The organism is Bacillus sp. AM1(2019) (assembly GCF_009906915.1).
GTDB lineage: Bacteria > Bacillota > Bacilli > Bacillales > Bacillaceae > Bacillus > Bacillus velezensis.
The window spans coordinates 3,946,354-3,959,328 of the sequence record NZ_CP047644.1; the positions used below are offsets into that span (position 1 = coordinate 3,946,354).

General features: G+C 49.7%; 14 protein-coding genes. 7 read left to right on the forward strand and 7 right to left on the reverse strand.

The features are described from left to right. Nucleotides 1-105: 105 nt before the first annotated feature. Nucleotides 106-1,197 (forward strand): branched-chain amino acid aminotransferase, encoded by a 1,092-nt coding sequence (locus tag GNE05_RS19670; protein ID WP_025650062.1) that lies wholly within the window; start codon nt 106-108, stop codon nt 1,195-1,197. Nucleotides 1,198-1,239: 42 nt separating this feature from the next. Here the strand turns inward: GNE05_RS19670 and licH are convergent, their stop codons facing one another. The 7 genes from licH to GNE05_RS19700 form a co-directional block, all read right to left on the reverse strand. Next, on the reverse strand, nt 1,240-2,568 hold the full coding sequence (gene licH / locus GNE05_RS19675) for a 6-phospho-beta-glucosidase LicH (RefSeq protein WP_072176908.1): 1,329 nt from the start codon (nt 2,566-2,568) through the stop codon (nt 1,240-1,242). Then, the gene (gene licA / locus GNE05_RS19680; RefSeq protein WP_003150867.1) at nt 2,565-2,897 is read right to left on the reverse strand and encodes a PTS lichenan transporter subunit IIA; all 333 of its coding nucleotides are present in this window, start codon (nt 2,895-2,897) and stop codon (nt 2,565-2,567) included. The genes licH and licA overlap by 4 nt, the downstream gene beginning before the upstream one ends. 18 nt (nt 2,898-2,915) lie before the next feature. After that, entirely contained in the window at nt 2,916-4,274 is a 1,359-nt protein-coding gene (gene celB, locus GNE05_RS19685; RefSeq protein WP_160183121.1) for a PTS cellobiose transporter subunit IIC, read from the reverse strand. A 15-nt stretch (nt 4,275-4,289) separates the two neighbouring features. After that, complete coding sequence (licB, locus tag GNE05_RS19690) at nt 4,290-4,598, reverse strand: PTS lichenan transporter subunit IIB (RefSeq protein WP_003150863.1); 309 nt, start codon at nt 4,596-4,598, stop codon at nt 4,290-4,292. A 98-nt stretch (nt 4,599-4,696) separates the two neighbouring features. After that, the gene (gene licR, locus GNE05_RS19695; RefSeq protein ID WP_061861658.1) at nt 4,697-6,652 is read right to left on the reverse strand and encodes a transcriptional regulator LicR; all 1,956 of its coding nucleotides are present in this window, start codon (nt 6,650-6,652) and stop codon (nt 4,697-4,699) included. Nucleotides 6,653-6,797: 145 nt separating this feature from the next. Continuing rightward, nucleotides 6,798-6,932 carry a hypothetical protein gene (locus GNE05_RS21320; RefSeq protein ID WP_369719122.1) on the reverse strand — a complete coding sequence of 45 codons (135 nt, stop codon included), beginning with the start codon at nt 6,930-6,932 and terminating at the stop codon, nt 6,798-6,800. 51 nt (nt 6,933-6,983) lie between these two features. Next, nucleotides 6,984-7,574, reverse strand: a complete 591-nt coding sequence (locus GNE05_RS19700) for a DNA-3-methyladenine glycosylase (protein WP_017418624.1) — start codon at nt 7,572-7,574, stop codon at nt 6,984-6,986. Nucleotides 7,575-7,816: 242 nt separating this feature from the next. Here GNE05_RS19700 and GNE05_RS19705 point away from each other — a divergent pair, with 242 nt between their 5' ends. From GNE05_RS19705 to GNE05_RS19730, 6 genes are all read left to right on the forward strand, one after another. Then, complete coding sequence (locus tag GNE05_RS19705; protein ID WP_042635747.1) at nt 7,817-8,815, forward strand: FecCD family ABC transporter permease; 999 nt, start codon at nt 7,817-7,819, stop codon at nt 8,813-8,815. Then, nucleotides 8,816-9,829: a FecCD family ABC transporter permease gene (locus GNE05_RS19710; RefSeq protein ID WP_021494727.1), complete on the forward strand. Its 1,014-nt coding sequence runs from the start codon at nt 8,816-8,818 to the stop codon at nt 9,827-9,829. A 16-nt stretch (nt 9,830-9,845) separates the two neighbouring features. Beyond that, nucleotides 9,846-10,742, forward strand: coding sequence for an ABC transporter substrate-binding protein (locus tag GNE05_RS19715; protein ID WP_014419218.1), 897 nt, complete (start codon nt 9,846-9,848; stop codon nt 10,740-10,742). 102 nt (nt 10,743-10,844) lie between these two features. Further along, nucleotides 10,845-11,195 carry an ArsR/SmtB family transcription factor gene (locus GNE05_RS19720; RefSeq protein WP_014419219.1) on the forward strand — a complete coding sequence of 117 codons (351 nt, stop codon included), beginning with the start codon at nt 10,845-10,847 and terminating at the stop codon, nt 11,193-11,195. A 13-nt stretch (nt 11,196-11,208) separates the two neighbouring features. Further along, nucleotides 11,209-12,507: an arsenic transporter gene (locus GNE05_RS19725; protein ID WP_072176906.1), complete on the forward strand. Its 1,299-nt coding sequence runs from the start codon at nt 11,209-11,211 to the stop codon at nt 12,505-12,507. 152 nt (nt 12,508-12,659) lie between these two features. Then, entirely contained in the window at nt 12,660-12,971 is a 312-nt protein-coding gene (locus GNE05_RS19730) for a PTS sugar transporter subunit IIB (RefSeq protein ID WP_022553971.1), read from the forward strand. The last annotated feature ends 4 nt before the right edge of the window (nt 12,972-12,975 follow it).

Consider the following 12,975-nt stretch of genomic DNA (forward strand, 5'->3'; position numbering starts at 1 on the left):
TCACAAATTTGAGGAAAACTATTGCGAATATTTGTTGAAGGTATACAATAGAATATAAATTATTTTCAAATAAGTTTGACAATAACACCAATAGGGAGACAGAACATTATGAAACAAGACATTCGTGTTGAATTGACTTCAGCCAAAAAACCGAAACCGGACCCCCATGACCTTGCGTTCGGCAGAATTTTCACCGACCATATGTTTGTTATGGATTACGATGCTGATCAAGGCTGGTACGATCCGAGAATTATCCCTTATCAGTCCATCTCAATGGATCCTGCGGCCATGGTTTATCATTACGGCCAAACCGTTTTTGAAGGGCTTAAAGCGTATGTAACGAAGGATCAGGAAGTGCTTCTGTTCAGACCGGAGAAAAATATGGAGCGCCTGAACCAGTCAAATGACCGCCTTTGCATCCCGCTCATTGATGAAGAGCTTGTTCTTGAAGGCCTGAAACAGCTCGTAGCCATCGACAAAGACTGGATTCCGAAAGCGGAAGGCACTTCCCTTTATATCCGTCCGTTTATTATTGCGACTGAGCCTTTCCTCGGTGTAGCGGCATCCCATACGTACAAGCTGTTTATCATTCTTTCCCCGGTCGGCTCTTATTACAAAGAAGGCATTAAACCGGTGAAAATCGCCGTGGAAAACGAATTCGTGCGCGCCGTCAAAGGCGGCACCGGAAACGCGAAAACCGCCGGCAACTACGCATCAAGTCTGAAAGCGCAGCAGGTTGCGGAAGAAAAGGGATTTTCCCAGGTTTTATGGCTTGACGGCATTGAGAAAAAATACATCGAAGAAGTCGGCAGCATGAACATCTTCTTCAAAATCAGCGGCGAGATCGTGACGCCGGAGCTGAACGGAAGCATTCTTGAAGGAATTACGAGAAATTCTGTCATCACCCTTCTCAAACATTGGGGACTGACTGTGTCTGAGCGGAAGATTTCGATCGATGAAATCATCCAGGCGCATCGTGACGGCCGATTGGAAGAAACATTCGGAACCGGTACGGCGGCGGTCATTTCTCCGGTCGGCGAACTGATCTGGAATGATGAAAGTCTTGTCATCGGCAGCGGTGAAACCGGAGAGATCTCGAAGAAATTGTACGATACCATTACAGGCATTCAAAAAGGCGCGGAAGCCGACGTGTTCGGCTGGACGACGGAAGTCGCCTCACTAAGCGAATCAAAATAAGCAAAAAACCCGGAAGCGAATCCGGGTTTTTTTTTACTGCTCTTATGCTTCAATCGACTTAAAGAAATGAGGCAGATGTTCTTTGTGGGCCTCAAGCATTTCATCCAGAATGGCCTTTGCCACGGAGTCTGACGGGACGAGAGGGTTGATCGTCATCGCAAGTAGCGCCGTTTGATAATCTCCCGTGACGGCTGCTTCAGCGGCGACGCGCTCAAATGATTTGATTTGCTGGACGAGTCCGCGGACAGACACCGGCAGATCACCGACGGCGATCGGTTTCGGACCGTCTTTCGTCATGACACAGTTCACTTCGACCGCTGAGTCATTCGGAATGCTGGCGATCGCGCCGTTGTTTATCGTATTGACGGGCTGGATATCATGTTTGTCATTATAGATGGAGCTGATCAGGTTGCAGGCCGCGTCACTGTAGTACGCTCCGCCCCGTTTTTCAAGCTGCGGCGGTTTGATGGCGAGATTCGGATCTTTGTACAGTTCGAACAGTTCTTTCTCAACCTTCTGCACGACCTCGGCGCGTGTGCCCTCCGTCTGTGACGCTTCTATTTCTTGCTCGAGCATTTCTTTCGTTTTGAAATAATAGCGGTGGTAACCGCAAGGAATCAGATCGAGCGCCTTCAGGAATTCAGGCTCCCATTCCGCTCCTGAAATATTTTTCATCGTCATGGCGTTTTTCGGGTCTCCCATGGCTTCAATGACTTGATCTTTCACGCTGACGCCGTCTAAGAAAACATCTAATCCGAAGACCATGTGATTCAGCCCGGCAAATTGCACTTCGATCCGGCTGACATCCACGTCCAATGCTTTTGCGACGCCCATTTTAATGCCGATCGGCACATTGCAGAGGCCGACGACTTTTGTGAGATTCGAGTAGCGGAGCAAGGCCTCGGTAACCATGCCGGCAGGGTTTGTGAAATTCACGAGCCATGCATTCGGACAAAGCTCTTCGATGTCTTTCGCGATTTCCAGAATAACCGGGATGGTGCGCAGCCCTTTGAATAAACCGCCCGGACCGTTTGTCTCCTGGCCGATTACGCCGTATTTTAACGGAATCCGTTCGTCTTTGGCGCGGGCCTCAAGAAGGCCGACGCGGAATTGAGTCGTTACGAAATCCGCATCCTTCAAGGCTTCTCTCCGGTCAAGCGTCAGGTGAATCTCTATCGGAACACCCGCTTTTTCGACCATGCGTTTTGCAAGCGTGCCGACGATATTGAGTTTTTTCTCGCCTTCAGGAATGTCGACGAGCCATAATTCTCTGACAGGCAGTTCCTCATAGCGCTTAATGATGCCTTCCACAAGCTCCGGTGTATAGCTTGAACCTCCGCCGATCGTTACAATTTTAATTCCTTTTGTCATATTTTTGCTCCCCCTTGCAGACTCACTTTTTCGTAAATCTCGACTAACTCAGCGGCCAAGTCTTTCACGGTCATGGCATTCATTAAATGATCTTGCGCATGCACCATCAAAAGCGTCATGTCTGTTTTTTCTCCGCCGGCTTCATTTTGGATCAATTCTGTCTGGTAATGATGAGCTTCGGTCAGTTCCCTTGCGGCTTCCTGAAGCTTTTCCTCCGCCATGGCTCTGTCCCCCCGCTTTGCGGCGGCAATGGCTTCCATTGATGCACTTCTGCCGTTGCCGCCATGCAGGATGATCTGAAAAATGGTCTGTTCCATTTTTTCATTCATGTGTTTCACTCCCTTTCTCTACAGCACGGCTTTTTCGTCTCCCTGTACGGCTGGCGCCTGCGATTGTTCAAGTTCGTTTTCTTCTTTCAGCTTTTGCGAATCCCACATTCTGAAGAACGGATAGTACACGATAAAGGCTGTGATGATGTTAATCGCCTGCATGACAGCCCCTGATATTTTTCCGCCCGTGGCAAGATAGCCGGAGAAAATCGGCGGCATCGTCCATGGGACGGCAATGCCGGCAGGTTTGGCGACGAGGCCGGTGCTCATGCCGATATAGGTAAGGACCAGTGTGACAAGCGGTGTGATAATGAACGGAATGAGAAGCATCGGGTTCATGACGATCGGCATTCCGAAAATAATCGGCTCATTAATATTAAAGACGGCCGGCCCGATGGCGAGTTTCCCAAGCTGCTTCATCTGCTTGCTTCGCGAACGGAGAAACATGGTGACCACGAGCGCCAGTGTCGCGCCGCTTCCGCCGATGTTGATCCAGATTTCAAAGAACTGCTGGGTGAAAATATTCGGAAGCGCATCGCCCGCCTGAAACGCAATCCGGTTGGCATCCATCGCTCCGAACCAGATCGGCGCCATGACGCCGCCGACTATGTTCGCCCCGTGTAATCCGCACGCCCACAAGAGCATTTGAACCGCTTCGGCTATCAGGCTTCCGCCGAGACTTCGCCCAAGAATCGAGAGCGGCGTCCCCAGTACAACGCTTACAATGTTATGAAGGCTTTCAAACGGCGTCGCTTCGACAATTAAACGCGCACCCCAGATCAGAAAGATGACGGCAAAGCCGGGAATTAAGGCGACAAACGATTTGCTGACCGCCGGAGGCACGCCGTCCGGCATTTTGAAGACGAAATTCCGCTGGATGATCAAGCGGTAAATTTCCGTCGACAGCATGGCGATGATCATCGCGACAAACAGCCCTTTGCTTCCCATGAGAGACAGCGGGATGCCGCCGCCGACCATGATTTCCTCTTTGGCGCCGGAAGGCAGAAACGGAACTTTGTACGGCGTTGCCAAGAGAAACGCCGCCAAAGATATCGCACCGGCCGATAATGCGTCCACCCCGTATTTTTCGGCCAGGCGGTAGGCGATTCCGAAAGCGGCGACAAGACCCATGATTTCAAAGGTCGCATCAACCGGATATTGCAGTTTTTGAGACCAGGCGCTTCCGAACGTCTTTGCCATGAAATCCGCATATCCCGGAATCGGCAGGTTGCCGATGATCAGAAAAAACGAACCGATGATGATAAGCGGCATGGTGAGGATGATCCCGTCACGCAATGCTTGCAGATGCCGCTGGGAGGCAATTTTTCCGGCAATGGGCATGACTTTCTCTTCTAAAAACTGGTTCACCTTATTCACACGGCCCGCCCCTTTCTACGATGCGTTTCCGAGCTGTTCCGCTGATTTCAGAACCTCCGCTCCGTTGCAAGTGCCGTAATGGACGGTATTGATGACTTCAACCGGCACTCCTTTTGATTCACCCAATTTTTTCAGCTGCGGAAGCAAATAACGGACTTGAGGCCCAAGCAGCAATACGTCCGCTTTATCAATATGCTGGTTGACTGAATCGCCTGACACCGCCCAGATTTTATATTCTTTTCCTTGTTCCTGCGCGCTTTTTTCCATCTTGGTGACGAGTAAGCTTGTTGACATCCCTGCTGCACAAACGAGTAATATATTCATGTAAAAGACCTCCTGAAAGTTTGGTATTTTGTATGTCTCGATGTTAGTACCATCATATTATGAAATCGCTTTCATAACTACTCAGGCTTTTTCCGCTGCTAACGGAAAAAAGGTGTATCCCGGTCTTTCTCTGATCGTTTGTCTCTGAATACTCGTAAAACCTCCTGATAGGTTGTGCATTTTAAGAGACGGCTTACCGCGGCCGGATCATCTAACATGCCGCCGAGCCATTTGTACATATGCTGGAGGTCGGCTTTGCTTTCTTTCTCGACGCAGAGCAGGCAGACAAATTGGACACGCTTATCCGCCCAGTCAATCGGTTTCTTCAGCGTGCATACCGCCCAAAACGTCGTGTCTGTCTGCGGAACGAGCGGGTGCGGAATCGCCGTAAGATTGCCGAAACTCGTAGGAGAAATCGCTTCCCTTTCAAAAATAGAATCGGTCAGAGAATCAGAAGCGAGGCCGGCTTCTGCAACCTTCTGTCCGAGAAAACGGATGACGTCCTCCTTCGTCTCCAGATCCTGCTGCAAAAATACCAGCTCCGGTTTCAGAAAGTTCAATTGTTCCCGCTTTTCTTCCAGCATGGCGTCGATTTTTGTAAAATCCCCGCCGCCCAACAGCGTATGAACCTTCAATACGGGAACGGGCAGGTCTTTTTTGATCGGCACTGTGCTGACCACAAAATCAATCGACTCAAAGGAAAGCTGGTCAAGGCTGCAGTAATCAGCCGTTCCGACGATTTCAAGACGCTTTGCGAACCGGGAACGGAGCTTTTCTCTTAAAAGCTGCGCGCTTCCGGCGCCGGACGCACAGACAATCAGACAGCGTTTAGGCGGCCGTTCCGTCTTTCTCCTTTCAATGGCGGCTCCGAAATGAAGCGCCAAATATCCGATCTCATTTTCATGAATATCAATGCCGGTTTGCTCCTTGATCACGATTCCCGCAATCACTCCCGCTTCAAATGCGAGCGGATAATTTTCCTTTATGGCGGAGAGCATCGGGTTTCTCAGGTTCATTCCGTACCGGTTTCGGTTAATCGCCGGCTTGATGTGGAGCGCAAGACCAGCTTTCAGCTCATTGTCGTCCGTGATTCCGAGCTTCAGCTCCCGCTCAATGGCTTCGATCATGGCCTCCGTCAAACGGCTGGTTTCCCCGTCTATCAGCCTTGTAAGCTCTTTTCCTTCCAGTTGTGACTGGGTCATGCGCTTTGTCCCGAGCAGGTGAATGGCGATATAGGCGGTTTCCTGTTCGGGAAAGGTGACCGAAAGCGCAGATTCAAGCTCTTTTACGATGGCTTCCGCTGACTGATATTCTGTTTCAAGCTTAATATCATGAAGATCTTCCGGGATGAGAGATACATAGTTTTCTGTCCGGATTCGTTTGCAGGCAATGGCGATATGGATGATGAGATTGTTCAGGCCGAAGAAAGAAAGCGGGATCTTATGGTTTCGAACCTGCTTCATAATGGCTGTGCGGATCACGTGAATGTCGTCTTTCGGCAGAATACCGGCCTTTTCACTCAGGAGATCAGGCTCTGGCTCGCGGTCGTCCACTAAGTATTCCGCCATACAATAACGGAGGCGGAGCTCTTCGCCGCGCAGCTTAAAGCCGTAGTTCGGCCTTGTTTCCAAAATGATGTCATAGGGGCGGAGCCGTTTTTTGACTTCTTTTAAATCAGATTGAAGTGTGGATTTACTGATGAACAGTTCTTCCGCCAAGTCATCCAGCTTGAGGTAGCCGTCGGCCAGAAGCATTCTTTTCATAAGGTAATCTAACCGTTCACCGGGAAAAATCGGCACGGTGCTGTTCTGCTGGAAATTGTCCTGAAGCCAGTTTTTAAACGGCTGCTCATTCCGGATCAGCAGCTTATAGCCGCTCCCTCTGACAGATTGAATGGATGCGCCGTGTTTTTCTACAATGGTTTGCAGTTCCTTTATGTCATTGCGGACCGTCCGCGTCGTTACCTTTACATTTGCAGCGATGACTGAGCTTGTAACCGGTGTTTCAGCAGCTAAAAGCAAGCGCAGAAGTTCACGAAGCCGCCCATGAAGCATGAGAAAAACCTCCTATCAGATCAGATGCAGACGTGAAAAATGGGCAAAAAGAATGAGGAAGGGTAAATGTATGTAAATTCTATAATGGGGAGGATTTCAAGTCAATGCGGCAATCCGATGCCAGGCCCGTAAAAAAACAGCCGGATCAGCCGGCTGTTCGGGATGCGGACATGCGGTTCCGCTTAGATGCCTTCCGTTCTTTTATGATTTTTCTGATGATCGGATAGATGACGGGCGCCCATTTGATAATCGTTTTGAAAAATTTTTTCAATGTCTGAATCCCCTTTCTTTTACCTTGTCTTTCCCCTCTTATCAGCGTTTATAAACATGGTCAGCGTGAGACATACCGGTTCCCCGTCACCCAATAGCGCCACGGATAATCCCGGGCTTCTCCGCTGTTGTCAATCCCGATTCTCGGGCCTGTTGATATATGCTCGGGCGCAAAGCCCTCCGTAATATACAGCGGCGGTTCCGTGATCATGCCGCCGTAGTCGTTCATTGAAATGCCCATCGCCTTCGTCAGTTTTCCCGGGCCGTTTGTCCGCTCTCTCGGGGGTCTGCCCGGTCTCCTGCTCTCCATCAGGAACTGTCCTTCATGAGGCTCCGCCGCCCTGATTAACACGGCCTGCGGAATGCCGATGTCCGCGGCGACGACGTTCATTAATGTATGAGTGTGCATGACGTATGTATAAATGCGGCCCGCCTCATGGAACATAATTTCCGTCCGTTTCGTGCGCCGGTTGCCGAAGCTGTGCGCCGCCCGGTCATCCGCTCCCATATAAGCTTCCGTTTCCACGATAAAACCTGAAGCCGTTCCCTCGTCCGTCTCCTTCACCAAGAGACAGCCGAGCAATAAAGGGGCAAGCTCCACTGACGGTCTCTGGTAAAATTCAATCGGCAAAGGCTTTCGTTCTCCCGCCATTTGCCTCCCTCCTTTCTGAATATAGCGATTTCCTCTTTCACGTTTTTCACTTCTTTTTTACAATATAAACATGAGAGAAAAAAAGGACATCATTGTTGAACGCTCTATTGCGTTTTGAAAATCAGCTCGGTATAATATGATGGTTCAAATGAAAATGATTCTCATATTCAATAAATACCGGACAATGATCATAAAAGTAGGTGAATTGATTTTTGAGCGATTCTGTCACGTCCGCAAACCGTCTGATCAGCATCTTAAAAAACGGGGTTTTCTTCCTGATCGCGGTGATCGGGCTGCTTGTATCTATTTTTTTTGCTGTCTCATTCGGCGCGAAAGACATTACTTTACATACGGTTTGGTCGGCTGTTGCTGATTATAATCCGAACATAACGGGCCAGCAGATCATTCATGAATTGCGTCTTCCGAGGGTGCTCGGGGCGGCCGTTACAGGAGCCGCTTTTGCTGCAGCCGGCGCCCTCATGCAGGGTGTCACGAGAAACCCGCTTGCCGATTCGGGTGTCTTAGGCGTAAACGCGGGCGCCATGTTTGTTGTTGCGCTCAGCTTTGCTTTTTTCCCTCATTTGTCATACGCCCTGCTGATGGTGATGTCATTTTTGGGAGCACTGGCAAGCACCGGCTTGATTTTCTTTATCAGTGCGGCGGGAAAAGGCAGCATGACGCCTTTAAAGGTGACGCTTGCCGGGGCGGTCGTGGCCGCTCTTTTACATTCACTCAGTACCGGTGTGGCGATTTATTACGATTTAAGCCAGGATTTGGCCTTCTGGTACGCCGGCGGGGTGTCAGGGATCAAGTGGGCTCATTTACAAGTCCTTGTTCCCGTGATTGCGGTCTTCATCATTCTCGCGACATTCATGGGCCGGTCCGTCACCCTTCTCTCAATGGGAAATGACGTGGCGGCGAATTTAGGGGTGAACACGGCGCTGACGCGTGCCGCCGGATTAATGATCGCCGTCGTTCTTGCCGGTGTGTCTGTTTCCGCTGCCGGCGCGATCGGCTTCGTCGGGCTGGTCATTCCCCATATCGCGCGAAAGATCGTCGGCGTTACGTACAGGCTGATTATTCCGATGTCCGCGTTACTCGGCGCGATTCTATTGATTTTGGCCGACCTGGCCTCGCGCACGGTCAGTCCCCCGAGGGAATTGGCGATAGGCATTATGGTCGCACTTGTCGGTGTCCCTTTCTTTCTTTATATTGCCCGCAAGGAAGGGAGAGACTTATAAATGAAAGTACAGAAAGAAACAAAAAAAGCGGCGGCGGCAGGACTCATTCTGCTGGTCATCGCCGTTTGCATGATTCTGATCGGGCTGCATACGGGCTCATTCCGGCTTTCTCCTCTCACCGTGGGAAAAACGCTGTTCGGATACGGCACGTTTCAAAGCACAACCGTTTTATTCGATTACCGGCTTCCCCGGATTCTGGTGACGATGCTGGCCGGCATCGGTTTAGGAGTGTCGGGCGCTATTTTGCAGGGTGTATCCCGAAATCCGCTTGCCGATCCGGGCATTCTCGGACTGCATGCCGGCGCTTCCTTCGGTTTGATGATGTATATCACATTCTTTCATTCCCTGGAGGCGCAGGCGTCGATGTTCATCCCGCTGTTTACGTTTGCGGGCGGAACACTCGCCGCCCTGCTGATTGTAGTGCTTACGTACGACAGGCTGAACGGTTTTTTAACGATCCGTATGCTGTTAGTCGGGATCGCCGTTTCCGCGGGCTTCAGCGCCGTTACATTGTTTATGTCGCTGCGCCTGAATGAAGAAACTTATACATTCGCTTCCCGCTGGCTGGTGGGAAACGTCTGGGGCAGGGATTGGATTCACGTGTGGTCGCTATTGCCCTGGATCGGCATTCTCGCACCGCTTGCATGGCTGAACGCCCGCTCTTTGAATATTTTAATGCTCGGTGACCAGGCAGCCGCGGGGCTCGGCGCACACGTGCAGAGAAAAAGGATCATGCTGATCGCCATAGCGGTCGGCTTGTCCTGCGCGAGCGTCGCGATGGCCGGCGGAATCGGCTTTATCGGCTTTGCCGCCCCTCACTTGGCAAGACGGCTCGTCGGTACCATGCATCAGCATATTATTCCGATTGCGGGATTAATCGGACTTGTCATTCTTGTCGCGGCAGACACCATCGGCCGGTCTTTGTTTCAGCCGAACGCCATTCCGGCCGGCGTGGTTGCGGCAGCCATCGGCGCGCCGTATTTTCTCTATCTCGTCATGAAAATCAAATCATAAAACAAGGAGTATTCCCATGAAAAAAATAATTGCGCTCGTCAGTTTCATGTGTATTTTCTTACTGGCTGCCTGCCAATCCGATTCAACACAGCCGGAGTCAAAAAAGAAATCCGGCGATCATAAAATCGCTTCGATGTCCATTCACCTGACAAATGATCTGCTGGCTCTCGGCGTTACACCTGCCGGTTCCGTCGTGGGCGGAGAATTAAAAGATTTTCTCCCTCATGTGAAAAATCAGCTGAAAGACACGAAAAAACTCGGCCCTGCCTCAGATCCGGATATGGAAGCTTTACTTGAGCTGAACCCTGACAACATTTATCTTGATAAAGAATTTGCGGGAAAAGATGTGTCAAAATACAAGAAAATCGGAAACACACACGTTTTCGACCTTGATAAAGGCACATGGCGCGATCATTTAAAAGACATCGGAAAAATCGTCAAGCGTGAAAAAGAAGCGAAAACGTTTATTCAAGATTACGAAGATGAAACAAAACAAGTCAAATCCATGATAAATAAGGAATTAGGGAAAAACGCCAAAGTCATGGCGATCCGCGTGAACGCAAAAGAGCTTCGCGTCTTCAGCACACGCCGCCCGATGGGACCGATTCTGTTTGACGATCTGAAGCTGAAACCGGCTGACGGCATTAAAGAAATGAACACCTCCCGCCCTTATGAAGTCATTTCTCAAGAAGTGCTGCCTGATTACAACGCAGATGCGATTTTCGTCGTCGTTAACAGAGACGACAAGTCACAGCAAGCCTATAAAGAATTGCAAAAAAGCGCTGTATGGAAAGGGCTGAAGGCCGTGAAAGCAAACCACGTCTATAAAATTGCCGATCAGCCTTGGCTTGATTATTCAGCACTGGGAAATAAATTAGCAATGGATGAAGCGAAAAAAATGTTCCAAAAATAAACATGAGCCGGTTTTGCAAAAAGTGCAAGGCCGGCTTTTTTATATTGTCGTTTACTTATATAAACAACCGCTTATATAATAGTGTGAAAAAGGAGTGAGCGCATGGAACGGCGGCATCATGCTTTAAGTTCCGGAGGGATCAGCCAGTGCCTCAAGCTTCTAAGCGACCCGACGAGGCTTTTGATGCTGAAGCTTCTGGAGGATAAGGAATATTGTGTCTGCGAGCTGACGGCTATTTTTGATATAAGTCAGCCCGGCATCAGCCAGCACTTGCGGAAATTAAAGAACGCCGGCCTTGTGCGGGAAAGACGCGAGGGCCAGTGGCGGTACTATGCCATTCATCCGTCCGGTCCGGAATACGCGCTGGTTTGCTCGATTTTGCAGCAGATAGATGAAAAGGACGAAGTTTTACAGACATTGCGGCAAAAAGAAGTCACTGTTACATGCCGGTAAGGGGGATATATTCTTGGGAGTTGCGGTTTTATCAGCGCTGATTTTTGTGCTGACACTTGTGTTTGTCATATGGCAGCCGAAACATGTATCAATCGGCTGGTCTGCCTGCGGCGGAGCGGTCCTCGCTTTGATCGCCGGAGCAGTCAGCCTGCACGATATCGCGGAAGTGACGGGAATCGTCTGGAATGCGACACTTGCCTTTATCGCCATTATTATCATTTCATTGATTCTTGACAGCATCGGTTTTTTTGAGTGGGCCGCGCTGCATATGGCCATGGCGGCCAAAGGCAGCGGGCTGCGGATGTTTCTCTATGTGTCGGTCTTAGGGGCTGTTGTCTCCGCCCTGTTTGCCAATGACGGAGCGGCGCTCATTTTGACGCCGATCGTACTGGCGATGGTGCGGGCTTTGAATTTACCTGAAAAGCTGGTTTTTCCGTTTATTATCGCCGGAGGATTCATCGCCGACACCACCTCGCTTCCGCTCGTTGTAAGCAATTTGGTCAATATTGTATCCGCCGATTACTTTCATATCGGGTACATTGAATATGCATCACGCATGCTGGTGCCCAACCTTTTTTCTCTGGCGGCAAGCATTTTGGTGCTGTATCTCTATTTCAGAAAAAACATTCCGAAACGGTATGACACCGGTCTTGTGAAACATCCGGCATCCGCGATTAAGGATGAACGCCTTTTCCGGTTATCATGGGGTGTCCTGGCCGTTTTATTGATTGGGTATTTCGTCAGTGCGCTGCTGTCGATCCCTGTGTCCTTCGTTGCCGGCTCCATCGCGGTTATTTTTCTCATTCTGGCGCAGCGAAGCCCCGCCGTCCCTGCAAAACAAGTCATCAAGGACGCCCCGTGGGCCATCGTGTTTTTTTCTGTCGGCATGTATGTTGTCGTGTACGGCTTGCGGAATGCCGGACTGACGGATTTTCTTTCTCAGCTTATTCAGAAAGCGGCGGATCACGGACTGTTTGCGGGCACACTCGGAATGGGTTTTATCGCTGCGATCCTGTCCTCCGTTATGAATAACCTGCCGACGGTGATGATTGACGCCATAGCCATCAGCGGAACGGACACTCACGGGCTGATGAGAGAAGCATTGATTTACGCGAATGTTATCGGTTCGGACCTCGGGCCGAAAATCACGCCGATCGGATCGCTGGCGACATTGTTATGGCTCCACGTGCTAAGCCGGAAAAACGTGAAAATTTCCTGGGGAATGTATTTCAAGACAGGTCTGATATTAACCATTCCGACGTTATTCATCACCCTGATCGGACTTTATTTATGGCTGTTATGGCTCGCTTGAGATGAAAAACCTTTTAAGTTGAATCTTAAAAGGTTTTTTTGTGTCAAAAATCCGAAAAGTAAAACTTTTATATTTTAAAAGTATAGACATTTAATTTCAAAAGATTATAATATTCATGAAAACGTTTTAACTTTATGAAAGAAGGGATTCTCATGAAAAGAATTTTATTAGCCTGCAGCTCAGGCATGTCCACCAGCCTTCTTGTTACGAAAATGCAGAATTACGCCCGCTCCATCGGTGAGGAAGCCGAGATTTGGGCAGTCGGACAGGATAAAGCAAAAGAAGCGATGAAAGATGCAGACGTCGTACTGATCGGCCCGCAGATGAGTTTTTTAAAAGGTGAGCTTCAAAAAGAGGCGGACCCGCTTCACATCACCATTGATGTGATTGACATGATGGCTTACGGCATGGGAGACGGCAAAAAAGCATACGAACAGGCCGTTGCCTTGATTGAGAACAAATAAAGGA